A 19,579-nucleotide genomic window follows, 5' to 3' on the forward strand; every position below is an offset into this window, starting at 1 on the left:
TCGTGACATGCCAAAAGTCCGTTAAGCTTATATCAAATGTTAAACGCCGGCCTTTCGAGCCACTGATTCACGCGACCTTGGTGAAATCAGGCGACCGACGCTCGGCGAAGGCGGTAAACGCTTCGCGCGCCTCGGCGGTGCGCAGGCGCTGGGCGAACTGCTCGCCTTCGGCCTGCATCTGCGCCACCAGCACCTCGCCGTTGCGCATCAGGCGCTTGGTGGCGGTGAGGGCGCCGGCCGGTTGCCGGGCAAGGCGCTGCGCGAGTGCGAGCGCCTCGGCATCGAGCTTGTCGAGCGGCACCACGCGGTTGGCGATGCCCCATTGCAGTGCCGTCTGCGCCGGCACCGCCTCACCCAGCGCGAACATCTCGTAGGCACGGGCATGGCCGATGCGCGCCGGCATCAAGAGGCTGGAGGCCGCCTCCGGCACCAGCGCGAGGCTGACGAAAGGCGTCGACAATTGCGCGTTGTCGGCGAGCACCACGAGGTCGCAATGCAGCAGCATCGTGGTGCCGACGCCGACGGCACGGCCCTGCACCGCCGCGACCAGCGGCCGGGTGCAGCGCGCCAGCGACTGGATGAAGCGGATGACGTTGCGGCTGCCTTCGGACCTGCCGGTTGCGACCGCGGCGAATTCGCCGACGTCGTTGCCGGCGGTGAACATGTCGCCCTCGCCGCGGATCAGGATCACGCGGGTGAAGGTGTCGCCCTCGGCGGCTTCGATGGCGTCGGCGAGCTTGCCGTACATCGCATCGGTCAGCGCGTTCTTCTTGTCGGGACGCGCCAGCGTGAGAGTGAGAATTCCGCCGTTGGTCTCGATGCGGACGTGCTCGGTCATGGGTTTGCTCCTTCGATTCGTCTGAAGGCCTTGTCGTCCGAAGGCCTCGGAAACTTGTCCTGAATGCTGGTCAGCCAGCGCGCGACGATGTCGATCTCGGCGGCCGTGAACCCCTCCGTCAGGGCCGCGTTGATCTCGGCCGCGCCAGCTTTCGCCTGCGCCAGCACGCTGCGTCCCTTCGGCGTCAGGAAGATGCGCCAGGCGCGGCCGTCCTCGCGGTCGGCCCGCCGCTCGATCAACCTCGCAGCCTCGGTGCGGTCGACGAGGCCGGAAATGCCGGCCGGCCCCATGTCGAGCGCCGCGCCCGCCTCGCCCATCAGGACACCGTCCTGCTTGCCGAGGATGAACAACAACCCCGCCTGCGCCGGCGTCACCTCGCTCTCGGGCCGCGCCGCCATCCAACGCTGCAAGCGGCGCTGCGCGACACTGAGCAGGTAGATCAGCCGATGATGCCGCGCGTCGGCGCCATTATTTCGCATGCGAAATATCTAGCTGAGCGCGAGGTCATTGTCAAACGAGCCGTTTGGCTACGGCGCGCAGGTGAAGCTCGCCGCTTCCGTCACCGGTCCCGATTTGTAGTGCGGCCAGGCCGGCCAGCGGCACAGCGGCAGCGCGCGCAGCGTCGTGAACGAGGGCGCCTCGACCTTCTGCTCGGCCACTTCGAGATCGCCCGGCGCCTTGCCCTTCTCGACCCAGTCGACCAGCACGCTGAGCATGTCGACATTGGCCGGTGCGCCGGAGCCGACATGGTCGACACCGGGTGCGGTGTAGAGCCGCGCGAACTCGGCCGTTTCGGCCTTGCCGAGCTTGCGCTCGACGCTCTCGAAATAGCGAATGCCGGCATAGGGGCTCTGGGCGTAGTCGGCCATGTGCTCGAGCATGATCAGACGGCCGCCGCGCGCGCGGAAGCGGCTGAGATCGGGATTGGTCGAATCCATCAGCTTCGACACTTCGAGCAGCCGCGCCTTGTGCTCCTCCACCTTGTAGGTGGTGACGTCGAGCTTGGGATCGCGCGCGAACACATATTGGATGCCGCCGGCGCCGTAGATCCAGGCGATGCCGTTGTTGGGCGCGGGCGGTTGTGCCGGCGGCGCGGTGCCGAGCCACCACGCGGTCCAGCCGCCGGTCGGGCCGATCGCCGGAATATCCTCGCCCGAGACGCCCCAGCCCGGATAATCGTCGAGGCCGTTTTCGAGCGGGAACGGGAATTTGTAGGTCGCGTGCAGCGTCTCGATCGCCTTGATCTGCGCATCGGTGAGACACCGATCGCCGCTTTGCCCGGTCGCGCAACGCAGCGTCTCGACCTTGAAGGCGGCCTTGCAGGCGACGGGGTTCTGCACCAGCGCATCGTCGGAGCCGTCGGCCTTGTCGCAGGCCGCCCGCACCGCCTCGCCGACGAGCTTCACCTGCGCCGGATTGATCCAGCCCGCCCCCATGGTGACGAGACCCGACCGCGTGCCGGCGTGCTGCAGGCCGACCCAGTTGATGACGGGCACGCGGGCGAAGATGCCATCGAAGTCATCGGGATAGCGCTGCGCCATGGTGAGGCCTTCGCGGCCGCCCTCGGACGAGCCCATGAAGTACATCTTGTCGGGCTTCCTGCCGTAGGCGCGCTCCATCAGCGCAACCGCAACGTCGCGCACTCTCTTGTAGGCGCGGTGGGCGAAGTTCTCGAACGCCTCGTCGTTCAGCGCGAAGACCTGCGGCGGCTCGCCCGGCTTGGTCTCGTGGCCCGAGTCGGTGCCATAGGTGACGAAGCCGCGTGCCAGCGGCGACGGCTTGTCGAAGGGATGGGCCGGCGGCAGCGCAAGGCCGGTGATCAGCACGCCGTTGAAGCCGCCGCCGCCATATTGCAGCGAGCGTCCGTTCCATTCGACGGGAAGGTTGACCTGGAATCTGATCGGCGGCGCCTTGGGATCGATGGGGTCGATATGGCCGAGCACCTTGCAGAAGGCCGGGTTGGCCGGCGTGATACGCGCCGACGGCGTCGGTCCGCGTTCGGCGACAATGAGCTGTGAGGGCGCCTGAAGCGTTGCGGAATCGATCTTCACGGCATCGGCGCCGCCAACGAGGCCCTTGCAGACCGTCTCTGCATCCGCTGTCAGCGTCGCGGCCCCCGCGACGTTCGCGCTCAGCGCCGCCGCCGTACCCACCAGCCATGCGCACAGCTTCGCTCTTGTCAGCGTCATCGTTTCCACCCGGTTTGTAGTTGTTATTCAATCCACCAGAGGCCGCATTCAATGCGACCGCCGGCTCACCGTCAATGACGCTTTAGTGCTCGAACACCAGCCGCGCGCCGATCGTGCCGTCGAGGCTGCGGATCTGCTGCAGCAGCGCGGCCGAATCCTGCCCCGCGAGATCGGCATCGAGCACGACGTAGCCGAGATCGCCCGATGTCTCCAGATATTGCGCGGCGATGTTGATGTCGCGCTGCAGGAAGACCTCGTTGAGCCGCCGCAGCATGCCGGGCACGTTGCGATGGACATGGCTGAAGCGCGCCCCGGAGGGACGCAAATGCAGCTGCACTTCCGGAAAATTCACCGCGCCCATGGTCGAACCGGTGATGAAATAGTCGACCAGTTTTCGCGCGACTTCCCCACCGATGCGCTCCTGCGCTTCCTCGGTGGAGCCACCGATATGCGGGGTGAGGATGACGTTCTCGAGGCCCTGCACCGGGCTCTCGAAGCGATCCGCGTTCGACGACGGCTCGACCGGAAACACGTCGATGGCGGCGCCGGCGAGGTGGCCGTCGCGCAAAGAGCGCGCCAGCGCATCGAGATCGACCACGGTGCCGCGGCTGTTGTTGATCAGGAACGAGCCCGGCTTCATCGCCCGCAGCTCTTTCTCGCCGATCATGCCCGCAGTCTCCGGCGTCTCCGGCACGTGCAGGCTGACGACGTCGCTCTGCGCCAGCAGCTCGTCCAGTCGTTCGACCGGCTCGGTGTTGCCGTGGCGGAGCTTGTCGGTGCGATCGAAATAGATCACGCGCATGCCCATGGCTTCGGCCAGCGTCGAGAGCTGCGAGCCGATATTGCCGTAGCCGACGATGCCGAGCGTGCGGCCGCGCACCTCGCGGCTGCCGGTCGCCGACTTGTCCCAGCCGCCGGCATGGGCCGACACCGAGCGCGGGAAGATCCGCCGCAGCAGCATCACGATCTCGCCGATCACGAGCTCGGCGACGCTGCGCGTGTTGGAGAACGGCGCGTTGAACACGGGAATGCCGCGCTTGCGCGCCGCCGAGAGATCGACCTGGTTGGTGCCGACGCTGAAGCAGCCGACCGCGAGCAGCTGGTCGGCGGCGGCGAGCACCTCATCGGTGATCTGCGTGCGCGAGCGGATGCCGAGCAACGACACGCCGTCGAGGGCCCGGCGCAGATCCGCGCCGTCGAGCGCCTTGGTCAGCCGTTCCACATTGGTGAAGCCCGCGCTCCTGAAAAGGTCGACAGCGCTATCATTGACGCCTTCGAGCAGCAGCGCCTTGGCGTTCCGCTCAGGGCCTTGGCCTGGGGCTGACATGGTGTCTCCGTAGATGATGAGCTTTGCCTGAGCACATAGACCGCGGAGGATGCGCAGCACAATAGGGGCAGATACGGGAGAAGATGGCGGGATGTAGCTGAGCTTGGCATCCCACCAACTCCGTCATCTGCACGCGACGGCCGGCAGAATCAAATCACGTAGAACCCGTGCGTGCCGTCGCGGCGGAGCTGCTCGACGAGGCCATATTCCCAATCGAGATAGGCCTGCATCGCGGCTTGCGCGACGTCGGTACCTTCATAGGGCCGGCGGTAGCGGTGGGCCGGATCGGGTCTGGGCAGCACGCGCGGCGGGCCGATCTCGAGCGTGGCGTCATAGCCGGCTTCCAGCACATAGACCTCCCACCCCATCTGCGCCAGCCACGACGCCGTCATGTCGGCGCGGACGCCCCTGTCGTCGGTGAGCAGAATGCGCGCCCCGCGCACTGGAGCCGCCATGTCGGTTTCCTGCACGAGCTGGCCGCCCGGATAATGCCGGAAGCCCGGGAGGTGACCGGCCGTGTATTCCTCGGCCTCGCGTACGTCGAAACGGTAGAGCGTGCGATCCGTCTGCGCGACCAGCGCCGCCATCTCGCGCGCCCCGATGTGGCGAACGCCGGCACGATAGGCGACATCGCGTGCATTGGCAGGGCCACCGGCGAACGGCCCGATCTCGCCACGCCTGTCGGCCCCGTGGTCGAGCCTGTGCCGCGCCAGCGTCCAGCCGATGGTGCCGTTGCGCAGCGCGCGCACCTTGTTGGGCACGCCGGCATTGATCAGCGACTGGGTGCCGATGATGGAGCGGGTGCGCCCGGCACAATTGACGATGATGGTGGTGTCAGGATCCGGCGCGGCCTGCCCTGCCCGCAGCACCAGCTCGGCGCCGGGCACGCTGACCGAGCCCGGAATGTTCATGGTCGCATATTCGTCGAAACGGCGAACGTCGAGGATGGCGATATTGGCCTCGTCGGCGATCAGCTTGGCGACCTCGTCGGCGCTGAGCGAGGGCGTGTGCCTGCGCGATTCGACCAGCTCGCCGAACGCTTTCGAATAGGAATTGACGTCTGCGAAGACCTCGTAGCCCGCCGCGCGCCACGCCTTCAGCCCGCCGTCGAGCGCGCTGATATGGGTATAGCCGAGCGCGGCAAGACGCTCGGCGCCGCTCGCGACCAGCTCCTCTCCATCATCATAGAGCACGATCGGCACTTCCTTGCGAGGTAGCCTGGTCTCGGCCTCGATCGCGATCCGGTCGACGGCCATGTTGGCCGCGAATAGCGGATGCCCGGTCGCAAAGCCTGCCTCGTATCTGAGATCGAGCAGCGCGATCTCCTCGCGCAGCAACAGTGCGCGGCGGATGTCGGCGGGAGTGACGGTCGGGAGCTTCATGGCACGGACCCTAGCGAAGACAGGCCATGGGCTTTTGACCGATTGCAAGCGCGTTGGCTAGCCTTGTCGGCTCACTCGCCGGGAACGAGCCGCCCGAGCGGTGGCGGCGTCGAACGGCGCAGCCTGCGGCGCGACAGATAGAGCAGGATTCCGGTGACCGAGAACAACGGCATCAGGATCGCGGCGATCATGAACGCGAGCTTGCCCGGCCAGCCCAGGATTTCGCCGCGATGGGTGTCGTAGATGGCCGCGATGATCGTCTCGCCGAACGTCTTGTCGGCATAGCGCTCCGCGGAGACCAACTGCCCCGTGACGGCGTCGATGCGAAATTCGTCGCGCGCGGTTTCGAGCAACGAGGCCTTCCCCCAAGAGCGGATGCGGATCGTCTTACCCGGTCCGCCCGGCAGCGTCAGCAAGGCCCTGGAGAACCGATCGCCCTCCTCGCGCTGGAACGTGGTCCATGCCGGATCGAAGCCGATTGACGGCACCGGCCCGGAGTTGGCCAGGCGCGGCGGCTTTGCCGCCATCTTCGCTGCGGCGGCGTGCGGACGCGCCAACAGCCAGGTCACGCCGTCCTTGTACCATTCGAAGGAGAAGTAGAGCCCGGTGAGCGTCATCGTCAGATAGACCGGCAGGAGCCATGTCCCGATCACGGTGTGCAGCGAGCGATGCAATCCGCGGCCGCTGAGTCCAAAGTTCGGCTTCAACCACATCTTCACGCTGCCTGCCCGGCGCGGCCAGCGCAGCACCAGGCCCGACACCAGCATGACGATCAGGCCAAGCGCGATAGTGCCGGTAATCCGTCGTCCCCAGCCCTTGCCGTCGCCGGGGATGAGGAGCCAGCGATGCAGCCGGCGCACCGTCGCGAAGAACGCCTCGCCGCGGGGCGAGCCCAGCACGCGCGCGTCGTAGGGATCGACATAGAGCGAGGTCGGCCGGTCGCCCCGTTCGTCACGCGCAAAGCGGACATGGACCGCCGCCGACGGATCGCTCGACAGCGTGACCGCCGAGACCTTGCCGAGATCCTGTCCTGCCGTCAGCCGCGTCACCAGCTCGTCAGGCATCAGCGCCGGCGCCTGACGCGGCGCGACCTGCATGATGCCGGAATTGAGATGATCGACGATCTCGTCCTCGAAGCTCATGATCGCGCCGGTCAGCGCGATCACGGACAGCAGCAGCGCGAGGATCAGGCCCGCGATGGAATGGACCTGGAACAGGACCGCCTTGATGGTGCGTCCAGTCCGTGCCGCCATGGCTAGAACTTCACCGTCGCCGACAGCGACACCCGCCGCGCGTCGCCGAGGGCGACGTTCAAGGCATTTCCGGTGCTGGACGTATAGTAGAGCTTGTCGAACAGGTTCTTGACGTTGAACTGATAGGTCACGGGCAGATTATCGATCTTCGTGTCGTACGTCGCAAAAATGTCCGCCACGGTATAGGCCGGCATGAAGAAGGTGTTGGCCGAATCGCCCGCCCGATCGCCGACATAATGCGCACCGCCGCCCAGCCGCAGGCGTCCGGGGAGCCTGTCGCCGAAATCGTAGACGAGATAGAGCGAGGCCGTGTTCATCGGAACATTGAACAGCCTGGCATTGCCGACGACGGGATCATCGATCAGCCGTGCGTCGGTATAGCCGTAACTTCCGATCATGCTCCATTCGTCGGTCAGTCTGCCCGTCACGTCCAGCTCCACGCCGCGCGACCTGGCCGCACCGGTCGTGCGCGCCGCAGACTTGCCGCCGCCGATATCGTCCAGCACCAGCACGTTCTTCTTCTGGATGTCGTAGACCGCCAGAGTGCCCGACAGCCGCTTGTTGACGTCGAATTTCAGGCCGGTCTCCCACTGCGTTCCTGCTTCAGGCGCGATGGTGGAATCGACAACGAAGCCGGCCGTGAACGGCGGAATGACCGACGTCGGCTTCAGCGACTGCGTGTAGCTCACGTAATAGGAGAGCTGATCGTTCAGCTTGAAGATGACGCCGCCGAGCGGCAGAACCTTGTCGCCCGAAAGATCGGTCGCGGTGACGAAACGGGGTCGCCCTTTTCCCGCGAGTTGCTCATATTCCATCCAGCGCACACCGCCGATCACGGACAGCCAATTCGTCAGGTGAAACGTGTCCTGGGCAAAGAAGCTGCGGGTGCCGAGCTTGTCGGTCTGCTCGCTGTCGGTCGCCGAGACCGTCGTGCCCGGCGCGACCAGTCCATAGACCGGGTTGTAGAAATTGAAGCTCGGTGTCGCCTGGCGAATCAAATCGTGGCGATCGATCGTACGGTACAGCGCCTCGCCGCCGAACAGGATCTCGTGGCGGAAACCGCCCAGCCAGACGTCGCCCTGCAGATAGGAGGTGCCGTAGCTGGCGTTGCTCAGCGAGTTGCGCGTCCCGTCGTTGCTGCGGGTTTCAACACCGGTCGTTGCGTTGACGCCGGTGATGCGAAGCTGGTTCGCGCTGAAGGTCTCGGTGTTGTAGCTGTAGGCCGCCGTGACCTTCCAATTGTCGTCGAGCTTCTGCTCGACGGAAGCCTGCACCAGGTCGGACGTGCCCCACATGTTGTTGAAGGGCTCGTCGAGCCGGCGCGTCTTCGGGATCGCCAGTGGAGCGCCCTTGACGAAGGCCGTGCCGCGGTCGAACGGAGTGATGAACTCGCGGTGCTCATAGGTGAGCTGCACCGTCGTTGTATCGCCGTACCAGGCCAGCGACGGGTTCACCAGCATCTCGCGATGGCGGCCGAAGTTGCGCCAATAGTCCTCGCTGACGCCATAGCCGATGAAGCGATAGGCGAGGCCCTGATCACCGATCGGGCCGGTGACGTCGATCGTGCCGTCGGCGCCGCTGCGGTTGTTCGCATAGGTCGAGCCGAGCAGCGCGACCGAGCCGTGCTGGTAGAGCTCCGGCCGCTTGCTGATGGTGTTGACGATGCCGCCGGGGTCCATGATGCCGTAGAGCAGCGAGGCCGGCCCCTTCAGCACCTCGACGCTTTCGACGGCAGGATTGAGACTGCGGCCCTGCACCAGCGGCATGCCGTTGCGCATGATCGAGCCGTCGCGATTGTCGCCGAAGCCGCGGCGGATCACCGCGTCCTGCGTGCCCGCAAGCGTGTTGGCCTGGGTGATCCCGCTGATGTTGACCAGCGCATCGTCGATGTTGCGCGGCAACTGGTCTTTCAGCACCTGCGCTGGCACGACGTTGACGGTCTGCGAGGTATCGAGCGGCGAGGCGCCGCTGCGCAGTGTCGTCGCGCTCGGCATTGCGCGGTAACCGAGCTTGGCGGCCTGCTGCGCCGCGGCGTCCGCTGCGGCGCGCTCGGACAGCGTCGGCGCGGCGGGTGCCAGGCTGCGATCGCGCCGGCGGGCGGCGCTCTGGGTGCGGCGAGAGGATTGATCTGCGGCGCGCGCCGGTTTCGACCGCGGTGTCGGAGCCTCCACCGTCACGGGCGGCAGGGCCGATTGCGCCTGCGCGGTCGTCGTGCTGGAGTGGCATTCGGCGAGCAGCACGGCTGCTCCAATGAGAAGACCTGCCCGGCGCTTGCCGGCACGGTAACGATGGCTGCTGACGCGTTGGCCATCCGGATGAGCACGCACGTTCGATTCACTTCCAGGTCAGACACGGCATTGAAGCTCGCGCGTCTAACAGCCACCGTGCGCGAAGAGAACCGCAGGCGGAGTTGAATCGCTCTAGTATTGAATCGTTCTAAGAAACGGGCGCCAGTGAACGGCAATCTCCAATTGGCGTCGGGCGGCCCGCGACACGTCGCACGCGAACTCGCGGCGACGTATCAGGATTTCGTGCGGTCTCACGCGATGGCAGGCGCCGTCAGCTCGTCGAGCTTGCGCTTCAACGCAGCGCCGTCGGATGATGCGCGCAGCGGCGGACGCACCCGCAGCCAGGCTGCATCGCCGGTCTGTGCCGCAAGGATTGCTTTCAGCGCGGCGGTGGACGACGGCGTCTTCAGCACGACATCGATCGCGGCCTGCATGCGCGCTTCGACGTCCTTGCCGTCGACCATGGCCTTGACCAGCTCGGGCACGACATTGGCCATGCCGCAGATGGTGCCGGCCCCGCCGACGGCCATCGCGCGGGCGATATCGGCCTCGTTGCCGACGGTGATGGCGAGCTCCGGGGCTGCGGCACGGAAGGCCTGGAATTGCTTGAAGTCGCCGCTGGAATCTTTCAGGCCGGCGATCACCTTGCCGTAGCGCTTGCGCAAGCTGGCAGCGACGCCGGTCGGAATCGCGACGCCCGACACCTGCGGAATGTGGTAGAGATAGGTGCGCAGCCTTTCGTCGGCGACGCCGTCGATGATCGCGGCGAAGGCATCCTCGATGCCGTCAGGCGTGACGTTGCGATCGAAGTAAGGCGGCAGCACCAGCACATGACGCAGGCCAAGCTCGAGCGCCGCGCGTGCGAGAGCGATGCTGTCCGAGAAGGCGGGAAAGCCGCCGCCGATCCCGATACGGTCGGCGGCAACGCCGGCCTTGAGCATCGCCTCCACGGTCGCGATGCGCTCGGCGACGCTGAAGGTGGTGCCCTCTCCGGTGGTGCCGAACAACACGACGCCATCGACGCCTTTGCCGAAGAGCTGTTTGGCGTGAGCTGCGAGCTTTGCCGAATCCACGCTGCCGTCGGCCGCCAGCGGCGTCGCCGATGCCACCCAGAACCCGCGAATTGCCTCGGTCATCACACTGCCCTTTGCTTCGAGCCCGAACTAAGCCGCTGATCTTCAACGATCTTCCGAGGCCTAATCGGGCGTTGTTTTTACTTTACTTTTCGTCTTGTACCTTACATACAAGGCATACGCAAACCCTTTCCACCGCGAAGGCGCGCCTGTGGCGCGGCCGGCTTCCGAGGAGGTCTCGCATGAACATGGTGAGCTCCATCGGGCGACCCGAGCAATTGCTCGGCGCCCTGCGCGACAAGCTCGGCGCGGCTGCGGTGTTGACCGGCACCAACGTGCCGGCGCGCAATTGCAACGACTGGAGCGCGAGCCTGCCGCAGACGCCGCTCGCGGTGATCCGTCCCGTCGACGCGCAAGGCGTGGCCGACGCGATTGCCACCTGCCGTCAGGCCCATCTGCCATTCGTGCCGCAGGGCGGACTGACCGGACTGTGCCGGGGCGCTTCGCCCGAAACCGGCTGGGTCGCGATTTCGCTGGAGCGCATGACCGGCATCGAGGAGATCGATGCGGCCTCCGCGACGATGACGGTGAAAGCGGGCACGCCGCTGGAGACGATCCAGAAGGCCGCGGATGAAGCCGGCTTCTTCTTTCCGCTCGATCTCGGCTCGCGCGGCTCCTGCGCGATCGGCGGCAATCTCTCCACCAACGCCGGCGGCAACCGCGTGATCCGCTACGGCATGACGCGCGAGCTGGTGCTCGGGCTCGAGGTCGTGCTGCCCGACGGCACCATCATCACCGGTCTCAACAAGCTGATGAAGAACAACGCCGGCTACGACCTCAAGCACCTCTTCATCGGCTCCGAAGGCACGCTCGGCATCATCACCCGCGTGGTGCTAAGACTGTTCCCGAAGCCGCGCTCGACCATGGCGGCGCTCTGCGCGCTGAAGGACTATGCCGCGGTGGTCGCGCTGCTCGGCGCGGCGCGCAGCGGGCTCGGCCCGCTGCTGTCGGCCTTCGAGGTGATGTGGCCGGACTATTGGGACGTGATCACGAATCGCGCCGGCGTGAAGCCGCCGGTCGCCGCAGGCCACGGCCTCTACGTGCTGGTCGAGGCGCAGGGCACCGACGAGAGTGTCGACGCGCCGCGCTTCCAGGCCTGGCTCGAGGAGCTGATGGAGCGCGGGCTGTTGGCCGATGCCGCCGTGGCGCAATCGCTGGCGCAGACGCAGGCGTTCTGGCGCGTGCGCGACATCTGCGCCGAGTTCGGCCAGGTGCTGGGGCCGCACATCTCCTACGATATCGGCCTTGCGGTGGCACGGATGGACGAGTTCGTCACGCGCTGCAAGGCGGCGCTCGCTGATGGCATCACGGGCTGCGAGAGCGTCTATTACGGCCATATCGGCGACGGCAATCTGCATCTGGTCTCGTGGGTTACCGGCCTGTCGGTCGCGCAGCAGCCGAAGGACGAGATGGACGCGATCATCTATGGCCTCGTCCGCGAGATGGGCGGCAGCGTCTCAGCCGAGCACGGCATCGGCACGCTGAAGAAGCAATGGCTGGGCCATGCCCGCAGCGAGGCCGAGATCACGCTGATGCGGACGCTGAAGGCGGCGCTCGATCCCGACCATCTGCTCAATCCCGGCAAGGTGATCTGAGGCATGCAGATGCGCTCGCTCAAGCTCGATGCGCCGAAATCGCTGTCGCAGCGGGTGATGCAGCGGCTGCGCCAGGCGATCATCGACGGCGAGTTCGCGTTGGGCGCCGCCATCTCCGAGGAGATGGTGGCCAATTCCTTCGGCGTCAGCCGCACGCCGGTGCGCGAGGCGATGGGCCAGCTGCAGGCGCAAGGCCTCGTCATGATCCGGCCGCAGGTCGGCAGTTTCGTGTTCACCCCGAGCGCGGACGACATCAACGCGCTCTGCACCTTCCGCATCGCGCTCGAGCCCAAGGCCGCCGAGCTCGCCTATGGTCACGATCGCGACGGTGCAATCGCGGCGATGACCGAGGCGATCGCGGCGATGGAGCCGGCGGTCGCGGCGAAGGACAACATCGCCTATGGCCGCGCGGATGCCGCCTTTCACGAGGCGCTGTTCGCCCATTGCGGCAACCGCTATCTCGCCGAATCCTATCAGCTGGTCTCCGGCCGCGTCGCCGCGCTCCGCACCAACCTGACCTCGCCGATCGACGTGCGGACCCGCACCTCGTTCGACGAGCATCGCAAGCTGCTCGATCTGTTCGCGCGCGGCGAGCTCGCTGCCTTCGCGGAATTGATGACCACGCACATCACCAATTCGGGCGTGGTCTATGCCAGAGCCCTAAAGGTGGAGACGCCGAAAGCGGATTGAACGCGATCATTTCGCGTCCTTCGAGCCCGGCCTGTCGAGGAAATCCAGCGCGGTGTTGATCTGCTCGAGCTGGTGCTCGATTTTGTCGCGATCTTCGACCGACGGCGCCTTTTCGAGCTGTTCCACGAGCTTCTGCTTCCGCAACAGCAAGTTCTCTATGACCGTGCTCACAGCTCCCCCATCGCCACCGGCGGATGTCGCGGGCGCGCGCGAGCCGGGCTCGCCGCAACCCTCCATCCAAATGTCCGCGGAGACGGATGGTTCCTGGCGACCCGGGAACCCGCGATCTTTCGCGCCTCCGTCGGTTGTATTCGGGAGCCCGGGGTCCTATGCGTATCCGCCATGGACACCCAGATCGCCACCGCCGCAAAGCCGCTGATGGCCCAGGCCCAGCCGCGCAAGCCGGCGCCGTTCCTCCCCATGAGCCGCGCCGAGATGGATGCGCTCGGCTGGGACGCCTGCGACATCGTGCTGGTGACGGGGGACGCCTATGTCGACCATCCGAGCTTCGGCATGGCGATCATCGGCCGCCTGCTGGAGGCGCAAGGCTTTCGCGTCGGCATCATCTCGCAGCCCGACTGGCACTCGGCCGAGCCGTTCAAGGCGCTGGGCAAGCCGAAAGTGTTCTTCGGCGTGACCGGCGGCAACATGGATTCCATGGTCAACCGCTACACCGCGGACCGCCGCATCCGCAGCGACGACGCCTATACGGCCGGCGGCGAAGGCGGCAAGCGGCCGGACCGCTGCACCGTCGTCTACGCCCAGCGCTGCCGCGAGGCGTTCAAGGACGTCCCGATCGTGCTCGGCGGCATCGAGGCCTCGCTGCGCCGGATCGCGCATTACGATTATTGGTCCGACAAGGTGCGCCGTTCGGTGCTGGCCGACGCCAAGGCCGACCTGCTGCTCTACGGCAATGCCGAGCGCGCCGTCGTCGAGGTGGCGCATCGGCTCGCCGCCGGCGAAGCGCCGCGTTCGCTCGACGACGTTAGAGGCGTCGCGCTGTTCCGCAAGGTGCCGGAGGATTACACCGAGCTGCACGCCGACGATCTCGATTCCGCCGACGAGGGCGCAACACGAAAGACCGGCGCGACGGTGATCCGGCTGCCGGCGCTGGAGCAGGTCGAGCAGGACAAGGAAGCCTATGCCCGCGCCTCGCGCGTGCTGCACCGGGAGAGCAACCCCGGCAATGCGCGGCCGCTGGTGCAGCGTCATGGCGACCGCGACCTCTGGCTCAACCCGCCGCCGATTCCGCTGACCAGCGAGGAGATGGACGCGGTCTACGACCTTCCTTACGCGCGCGCGCCGCATCCGTCCTATGGCGAGGCGAAGATCCCGGCCTGGGACATGATCAAGTTCTCGGTCACGATCATGCGCGGCTGCTTCGGCGGCTGCACCTTCTGCTCGATCACCGAGCACGAGGGCCGGATCATCCAGAACCGCTCCGAAGGTTCTATTCTGCGCGAGATCGAGAAGATCCGCGACAAGACGCCGGGCTTCACCGGCGTGATCTCCGACATCGGCGGCCCCACCGCCAACATGTACCGGATGGCGTGCAAGGACCCCAAGGTCGAGGCGGCGTGCCGGCGGCCGTCCTGCGTCTTCCCCGAGATCTGCCCGAACCTCAACACCTCGCATGACGACCTCATCCGCCTCTATCGCAAGGTGCGCGAGACCCGCGGCATCAAGAAGGTGATGGTCGCCTCCGGCGTGCGCTACGACCTCGCGGTGGAGAGCCCCGAATACATCAAGGAGCTCGTCACCCATCACGTCGGCGGCTATCTCAAGATCGCGCCTGAGCACACCGAGCGCGGCCCGCTCGACAAGATGATGAAGCCGGGCATCGGTGCCTACGACAAGTTCAAGCGGATGTTCGACGAGGCGGCCGAGCGCGCCGGCAAGAAATATTACCTGATCCCCTATTTCATCGCGGCGCATCCGGGCACGACCGACGAGGACATGATGAACCTCGCGCTCTGGCTGAAGAAGAACCGCTATCGCGCCGACCAGGTGCAGACCTTCCTGCCCTCGCCGATGGCGACGGCGACGGCGATGTACCACACCGGCGTCAATCCCCTGCGCGGCGTGCGCCACGGCGGCAGCGACAAGGTCGAGGCCATCAAGGGCCTGCGCCAGCGCCGCCTGCACAAGGCCTTCCTGCGCTACCACGATCCCGACAATTGGCCGGTGCTGCGCGAGGCCCTGATCGAGATGGGCCGCCGCGACCTGATCGGCTCGCAGCCGCACCAGCTCGTGCCTGCGCACCAGCCGCCCGGCACCGGCAAGGCCGCGGGCACGCGGCGACCGGTGCGCCCCAGCGGCAGGACGCAGAAGTTCACGACCAAGGGCCTGCGGGTGATGAAGTAGCGGCTGGCTCTTAGAGAGCCAGCACGACCTCGCCCGACACGGCATCGGTCACGCCGCGTCCATTACCCTGGTCCTCGAGCACGGACCTGAAGCTGTCGAGGGTCTTGATCATCGCCGATCGCGCGGCGACCAGCGCATCCTGGCTGGACCACGTGCCGATGAGGCAAAAGGTCTGGTCTCCGGTCTTGATGATGACGCCATGCTCGAGGCCGGGCCATTTGGCCTTGCCGTTGCGATGCGCGTCGAGAAAGGCGGCCGCCTCGCCCTGCTTCACCTTGAACTTCACCACGTTGTAAACCTGCATGACGCGCCTCCGAAAAATGGATGGATGAAAACGGGCGCCGTGTGAGGGACAGGACGAAAAGTCCATGACGTCGCCCCGATCGAATGTTGCGCCTCGCGCGTCGGGCCGTCACCGTGACAAATCGGCATGCCGGGCCGCTTGCAATGGTTCAGGCCAGCCAGGACAAAAATTTCGAAAACAACCCCATGCACAGTAGACGGGGTGAGCAGGATCAATGACTTAGGGCGTGCGCAAAGCGATTGATTCCCGGCGATGAGCACGTTGCTGCGTCGGGCAAAGCAGGCGCAGGGTGACATCATGCACACTCCCGGATGGAGAGGCGCCCTCTCCATTCGCCGCTCGCGGCCGCCTCGCTCAGGCCGCCACGTTGGCGAGGAAGCGATCGACCGAAGCCCTGAGCTGGACCGCCTGATTGGAGAAGTCATGCGCGGTGGCGAGGACGAGGTCCGCGGAGCGATTGGCGTTGTCCGTCGCCTCAGCCGTGCCGGCAATGCTGCGCGCGACCACGGCCGTGCCGTTCGCCGCCTGGCCGATATTTCGCGAGATCTCGCCGGCCGCGGCGTTCTGCTGTTCGACGGCGGCAGCGATGCGCCCGGTGAAGCGGTCGATGTCCCCAATAATGAGCGCAATGGCGCCGACATTCTCGACGGCCTGGCGTGTGGCGGACTGCACGTCGGTGATCTGCGACGAGATCTCCTCGGTCGCCTTCGCCGTCTGGGTGGCGAGAGCTTTCACCTCCGAGGCCACCACGGCAAAGCCGCGGCCCGCCTCGCCGGCGCGTGCCGCCTCGATCGTGGCGTTGAGCGCCAGGAGGTTGGTCTGCCCCGCGATGGTCCGAATGAACCCGACGACCTCGTCGATCTGCTGTGCCGCGGTGGCCAGCCTGCCGATGGTCTCATTGGCGGCTTCGGCCATCGAAGAGGCACGCTGCACGATGGCCGCGGCGTCGGCCAGTTGCGACGTAATCGCCTGAACGGAGGCGCCGAGCTGGCTGGCGGCGCTCGCGACGGTCTGCACGCTGGCGGAGGTCTCCTGAGCCGTCGAGGCGGCCTGGCTCGACTGCAGTCCGGCGGTGCGCGCGGTGGAGGCGAGGTTCTGCGCCGTATCCGTGAGCTCGCCGGTCATGCGATCGGTATTGCTCAGCACCGCCCCGAAGGCGGAGCGGAAGGCATCGATCTCGGATTCGAGGCGCTGACGGCGACCGGTCTGCTCGGCGCTGCTTTGGTCCTTGGCCGCAATCAGAGCGAGATCCTCGTCGGCGCGAGCCTTGAGGCTGGTCTGCATGACGGCGAGAGACGTCAAGAGACGGCCGAGCTCGTCGCGACGACGCACCGAGATGTCGTCCGTGAGATTGCCGGCCGCAACGCGCTCCGCGATGCGCACCGCCGCCGAAATCGGCCGGCTCATGGAGTAGGAGAACGCCAATGCGATGATCAATCCGATCGCTACCGTCCCCACGGCGACCGAAAGCATCGTCGTGCGGGCCTGCTGCACCGCGGCCTCTGCGGCCGTGCGGAATTCATAACCATAGGCGGCGACGAGCTCGACCAGATCGTCGATCGAAGTCATCAGCTTGTCGCCCTGTTGAGCGAGCAAAAAGCTGGTCGGGATTTCGTTCACGCCTCCGGGAGACGGCTTGAGGATCTTCAGGGCAGCGACCGACCAATCCTTTAGCTCGCTCTCGACCTTTTCGCGCGCGGCCGCGACGGGCGGTGATGGCGCTCGATCGCGCACCACGCCGAGATCGTCAAAGCTGCTGCGCACCAGTTTCTCAAACTTTTCGACCATGCCGCTCGAGGCGCCTGCGACGAGGCTACGCTGGAGCACCAGGCGCGCCTCGTGCAGCGCGGCATGTGCAGAACGTGCATGGTTGATGCCCATGAGCGGGCCGTCATAGAGCCGGACCACGGTGTCGCCGGCATTGCCGATGGCCCGGATGCCGTAGAATGCGATGGCGCAGGCGAGCAGAACCACGACGCTGAAGGCACCGAAAATCTTGTAACGTATCGACATCATCAATCTCCGGTGCCCAGGCGGTGCTAGTCGGTCACCTTGACCGTCATCTTCATGCGCGGATGGATCGCGCAGATCACCTGCACGTCGCCGGCTTCCTTGAAGGTGACGTCCGTCGAGGTCCCCGGCGTCTGAGACCCGAGGTTGAATTCGTTGCCCTTACTGGCCGACATGATGTTGTGCGGCACGGTGTCGTCGTTGAGAAACGTGACCGCTCCGCCCTTCTTGACCGAGATCGTTTCGGTCGAAAACAGTCGGCCTCGCTGATGGATCACCTCGGTTGCGGCGAAAGCGCCCGCCGACAAGCCGCAGATGATGACTCCAGTGAACAGGACGAGGGTGCGCATGGGCTATCCTTTGAGTGAAATGCTAACGAGGCAGGACCGGCACGGCAGTGGGGCCGAGTTCGCTGGTCAGGGTCTTGAGGAATGCGACGAGGTCGGCCTTCTCCTGCGCCGTCAATCCGAGGGGCCGCATCAGATCCGACCGGCTCGGCCGGTCCACTCCGGCATGGTCGTAATGATCGATCACCTGCTCGAGCGTCGCCAGCGAGCCGTCATGCATGAACGGGCTGCGGCGATCGATCTCACGCAAGCCAGGTGTCTTGAAGGCGTGCTGCATCTTGATCACGGCAGGCAGAAATTCGCCGCGACCGACGTCCTTGCTCGGCAGGCCGATGTCCTGGAAGCCTTCGTTGGTGAAGTTCCAGCCTTCGTGACAGGCGGCGCATTGCGCCTTGCCGTTGAACAGCTCGAAGCCGCGCTTGGCGTCCGCGGAGATCGCCTTCTCGTCGCCCTCGATCCAGGCGTCGAACGGCGCGCGCTCGGAGACCACCGTGCGCTCATAGGTGGCAATCGCTTGGGCAAGCGTGCTCGGCTTCATACCCTCGCGGGGGAACGCCGCCTCGAACATCGGCTTGTATTCGGGAATCGCGGCAAGCCGTTCCATGAGCTGGTCGAGCTTCATGTTCATCTCTCCCGCTGCCTGAATCGGACCAAGGGCCTGCTCTTCCAGGGTCGGCAGTCGCCCATCCCACATGAAGATCGCGCTCCAGGCGGCATTGATGATGGTCGGCGAATGACGGCCCAGATTGACCATGCCGTGACCGACGCCGACTGCAAGTCCATCCCCCCAGCCGAAGCCCGGGCTATGGCAGCTCGCACATGATTGCGCCGACGTCACCGACAGGCGCGTGTCGAAATAGAGCTTCTTGCCCAGCGCCGCCTTCTCAGGCGTGTAGGGATTTTCCTTGGGGAACGGAATCGTCGACGGCCGGCGGTATTGAGCTTTCAGCGCGTCCAGGCCGCTCTGAGCGTTCTGGGTGATCTCGACCTTGCGGCTCTCGCCGACAACTGCGGCGCCGAAACCGACGTTGCTGAAACCGACGAGACTTGAAGCTGTGGAGGCGATCGCCGCCGCGAGAAGCGCCGCATGGGAGAGGCCGGACTTCGACATGCATTATCCCCGGAGGATGTCATTCGACATCGAAAAGCTTCGGCGTGCTAAACGTTTAAGCAACATGCCCAAATTGCGGGCAAAACGTTAAGCTAAGCTTTCTCAGCCGGGCGTTCCGGCACAATTTTTCGGTATTTCGGCAATTTGTGGATGCGGGAAAAACTGGCAACAACCTGCACATGGCACCGGCAGCGCGATCTGTCGAACGGCACCCCGCGACCTGCCTGCCCACTTGACTCAGGTCGGTCATGTAACATATAAAGTTACATGAAACGAGACAGCCGATTATCCGGCGTGCTGCACGTCCTCTTGCACATGGCCCAGCAGCCGGGGCCGTTCACGTCCGAGACGCTGGCGAAAGCCATGGACACCAATCCCGTGGTGATCCGACGCATCATGGCGGGCCTGCGGGAGATCGGTTACGTGCGCTCGGAGAAGGGGCACGGCGGCGGCTGGACCCTCGCCTGCGATCTGTCGAAGGTCACGCTGCGCGATATCTATGCCGCGCTCGGCAGTCCCTCGCTGCTGGGGATGGGCAATCGCACCGAAGCACCCGGCTGCCTGGTCGAGCAGGCCGTCAATGCCGCGCTCGATCAGGCCTTTGGCGATGCGGAGGCGCTGCTGCTGGCGCGCCTCGGCGAGGTGACGCTGGCGATGCTGAGCGAGGACCTCCGCACGCGGCTCGGCTCTCGAAAGAATCACGACATCGGCGCGCATCGCGCGTGAACGGCTCCAATCACGGGACAAC

General features: G+C 65.9%; 17 protein-coding genes. 4 read left to right on the plus strand and 13 right to left on the minus strand.

The genetic code is table 11. From position 1 onward, the window contains the following. Nucleotides 1-67 precede the first annotated feature (67 nt). The 8 genes from DCM80_RS09395 to DCM80_RS09430 form a co-directional block, all read right to left on the minus strand. Entirely contained in the window at nt 68-838 is a 771-nt protein-coding gene (locus tag DCM80_RS09395; protein ID WP_257196710.1) for an enoyl-CoA hydratase, read from the minus strand. After that, nucleotides 835-1,317 (minus strand): MarR family winged helix-turn-helix transcriptional regulator, encoded by a 483-nt coding sequence (locus DCM80_RS09400; protein ID WP_257196711.1) that lies wholly within the window; start codon nt 1,315-1,317, stop codon nt 835-837. Before DCM80_RS09400 ends, DCM80_RS09395 begins: the two co-directional genes overlap by 4 nt. A gap of 48 nt (nt 1,318-1,365) precedes the next feature. Next, nucleotides 1,366-3,027 (minus strand): tannase/feruloyl esterase family alpha/beta hydrolase, encoded by a 1,662-nt coding sequence (locus DCM80_RS09405; RefSeq protein ID WP_257196712.1) that lies wholly within the window; start codon nt 3,025-3,027, stop codon nt 1,366-1,368. Nucleotides 3,028-3,109: 82 nt separating this feature from the next. Next, nucleotides 3,110-4,354: a phosphoglycerate dehydrogenase gene (gene serA / locus DCM80_RS09410; RefSeq protein ID WP_257196713.1), complete on the minus strand. Its 1,245-nt coding sequence runs from the start codon at nt 4,352-4,354 to the stop codon at nt 3,110-3,112. A gap of 149 nt (nt 4,355-4,503) precedes the next feature. Then, nucleotides 4,504-5,736: a rhodanese-like domain-containing protein gene (locus tag DCM80_RS09415; RefSeq protein ID WP_257196714.1), complete on the minus strand. Its 1,233-nt coding sequence runs from the start codon at nt 5,734-5,736 to the stop codon at nt 4,504-4,506. A gap of 71 nt (nt 5,737-5,807) precedes the next feature. Next, nucleotides 5,808-6,989: a PepSY domain-containing protein gene (locus tag DCM80_RS09420; RefSeq protein ID WP_257196715.1), complete on the minus strand. Its 1,182-nt coding sequence runs from the start codon at nt 6,987-6,989 to the stop codon at nt 5,808-5,810. Nucleotides 6,990-6,991: 2 nt separating this feature from the next. Continuing rightward, nucleotides 6,992-9,316: a TonB-dependent siderophore receptor gene (locus DCM80_RS09425; RefSeq protein WP_257196716.1), complete on the minus strand. Its 2,325-nt coding sequence runs from the start codon at nt 9,314-9,316 to the stop codon at nt 6,992-6,994. 212 nt (nt 9,317-9,528) lie between these two features. Then, a complete protein-coding gene (locus tag DCM80_RS09430; RefSeq protein WP_257196717.1) occupies nt 9,529-10,413 on the minus strand; it encodes a dihydrodipicolinate synthase family protein in 885 nt (294 codons plus the stop codon). A 179-nt stretch (nt 10,414-10,592) separates the two neighbouring features. Here DCM80_RS09430 and DCM80_RS09435 point away from each other — a divergent pair, with 179 nt between their 5' ends. Together DCM80_RS09435 and DCM80_RS09440 are read left to right on the plus strand one after the other, a co-directional pair. Then, a complete protein-coding gene (locus DCM80_RS09435) occupies nt 10,593-12,005 on the plus strand; it encodes an FAD-binding oxidoreductase (RefSeq protein ID WP_257196718.1) in 1,413 nt (470 codons plus the stop codon). Between the two features lie 9 nt (nt 12,006-12,014). Beyond that, complete coding sequence (locus DCM80_RS09440; protein WP_257197914.1) at nt 12,015-12,695, plus strand: GntR family transcriptional regulator; 681 nt, start codon at nt 12,015-12,017, stop codon at nt 12,693-12,695. A 6-nt stretch (nt 12,696-12,701) separates the two neighbouring features. Here DCM80_RS09440 and DCM80_RS09445 read toward each other — a convergent pair whose 3' ends face one another. Beyond that, nucleotides 12,702-12,932, minus strand: a complete 231-nt coding sequence (locus DCM80_RS09445; RefSeq protein WP_257196719.1) for a hypothetical protein — start codon at nt 12,930-12,932, stop codon at nt 12,702-12,704. A gap of 105 nt (nt 12,933-13,037) precedes the next feature. On the opposite strand from DCM80_RS09445, the gene DCM80_RS09450 reads away from it, so the two are divergent. Beyond that, nucleotides 13,038-15,059 carry a YgiQ family radical SAM protein gene (locus DCM80_RS09450; RefSeq protein WP_257196720.1) on the plus strand — a complete coding sequence of 674 codons (2,022 nt, stop codon included), beginning with the start codon at nt 13,038-13,040 and terminating at the stop codon, nt 15,057-15,059. Nucleotides 15,060-15,069: 10 nt separating this feature from the next. On the opposite strand, the gene DCM80_RS09455 is transcribed toward DCM80_RS09450, so the two are convergent. The 4 genes from DCM80_RS09455 to DCM80_RS09470 form a co-directional block, all read right to left on the minus strand. Beyond that, a complete protein-coding gene (locus DCM80_RS09455; protein WP_257196721.1) occupies nt 15,070-15,363 on the minus strand; it encodes a DUF718 domain-containing protein in 294 nt (97 codons plus the stop codon). A gap of 354 nt (nt 15,364-15,717) precedes the next feature. Then, nucleotides 15,718-17,379 carry a methyl-accepting chemotaxis protein gene (locus DCM80_RS09460; protein WP_257196722.1) on the minus strand — a complete coding sequence of 554 codons (1,662 nt, stop codon included), beginning with the start codon at nt 17,377-17,379 and terminating at the stop codon, nt 15,718-15,720. 23 nt (nt 17,380-17,402) lie between these two features. Beyond that, nucleotides 17,403-17,723 carry a plastocyanin/azurin family copper-binding protein gene (locus tag DCM80_RS09465; RefSeq protein ID WP_257196723.1) on the minus strand — a complete coding sequence of 107 codons (321 nt, stop codon included), beginning with the start codon at nt 17,721-17,723 and terminating at the stop codon, nt 17,403-17,405. Between the two features lie 22 nt (nt 17,724-17,745). Then, nucleotides 17,746-18,831 (minus strand): cytochrome-c peroxidase, encoded by a 1,086-nt coding sequence (locus DCM80_RS09470; protein ID WP_257196724.1) that lies wholly within the window; start codon nt 18,829-18,831, stop codon nt 17,746-17,748. Between the two features lie 267 nt (nt 18,832-19,098). Between DCM80_RS09470 and DCM80_RS09475 the strand changes: the two genes are divergently transcribed. Beyond that, a complete protein-coding gene (locus tag DCM80_RS09475; protein WP_257196725.1) occupies nt 19,099-19,557 on the plus strand; it encodes an Rrf2 family transcriptional regulator in 459 nt (152 codons plus the stop codon). Nucleotides 19,558-19,579: the final 22 nt, after the last annotated feature.

The organism is Bradyrhizobium sp. WBOS08, from assembly GCF_024585125.1.
Lineage (GTDB): Bacteria > Pseudomonadota > Alphaproteobacteria > Rhizobiales > Xanthobacteraceae > Bradyrhizobium > Bradyrhizobium japonicum_B.

Excerpts from the sequence above, each read along its gene's own strand:
- DCM80_RS09470 (WP_257196724.1), bottom strand. The coding sequence starts at position 18,831 with ATGTCGAAGTCCGGCCTCTCCCATGCGGCGCTTCTCGCGGCGGCGATC.
- DCM80_RS09395 (WP_257196710.1), bottom strand. The coding sequence starts at position 838 with ATGACCGAGCACGTCCGCATCGAGACCAACGGCGGAATTCTCACTCTC.
- DCM80_RS09405 (WP_257196712.1), bottom strand. The coding sequence starts at position 3,027 with ATGACGCTGACAAGAGCGAAGCTGTGCGCATGGCTGGTGGGTACGGCG.
- DCM80_RS09450 (WP_257196720.1), top strand. The coding sequence starts at position 13,038 with ATGGACACCCAGATCGCCACCGCCGCAAAGCCGCTGATGGCCCAGGCC.
- DCM80_RS09460 (WP_257196722.1), bottom strand. The coding sequence starts at position 17,379 with ATGATGTCGATACGTTACAAGATTTTCGGTGCCTTCAGCGTCGTGGTT.
- serA (WP_257196713.1), bottom strand. The coding sequence starts at position 4,354 with ATGTCAGCCCCAGGCCAAGGCCCTGAGCGGAACGCCAAGGCGCTGCTG.
- DCM80_RS09435 (WP_257196718.1), top strand. The coding sequence starts at position 10,593 with ATGAACATGGTGAGCTCCATCGGGCGACCCGAGCAATTGCTCGGCGCC.
- DCM80_RS09440 (WP_257197914.1), top strand. The coding sequence starts at position 12,015 with ATGCGCTCGCTCAAGCTCGATGCGCCGAAATCGCTGTCGCAGCGGGTG.
- DCM80_RS09415 (WP_257196714.1), bottom strand. The coding sequence starts at position 5,736 with ATGAAGCTCCCGACCGTCACTCCCGCCGACATCCGCCGCGCACTGTTG.
- DCM80_RS09400 (WP_257196711.1), bottom strand. The coding sequence starts at position 1,317 with ATGCGAAATAATGGCGCCGACGCGCGGCATCATCGGCTGATCTACCTG.
- DCM80_RS09475 (WP_257196725.1), top strand. The coding sequence starts at position 19,099 with ATGAAACGAGACAGCCGATTATCCGGCGTGCTGCACGTCCTCTTGCAC.
- DCM80_RS09455 (WP_257196721.1), bottom strand. The coding sequence starts at position 15,363 with ATGCAGGTTTACAACGTGGTGAAGTTCAAGGTGAAGCAGGGCGAGGCG.
- DCM80_RS09420 (WP_257196715.1), bottom strand. The coding sequence starts at position 6,989 with ATGGCGGCACGGACTGGACGCACCATCAAGGCGGTCCTGTTCCAGGTC.
- DCM80_RS09430 (WP_257196717.1), bottom strand. The coding sequence starts at position 10,413 with ATGACCGAGGCAATTCGCGGGTTCTGGGTGGCATCGGCGACGCCGCTG.
- DCM80_RS09445 (WP_257196719.1), bottom strand. The coding sequence starts at position 12,932 with ATGGAGGGTTGCGGCGAGCCCGGCTCGCGCGCGCCCGCGACATCCGCC.
- DCM80_RS09465 (WP_257196723.1), bottom strand. The coding sequence starts at position 17,723 with ATGCGCACCCTCGTCCTGTTCACTGGAGTCATCATCTGCGGCTTGTCG.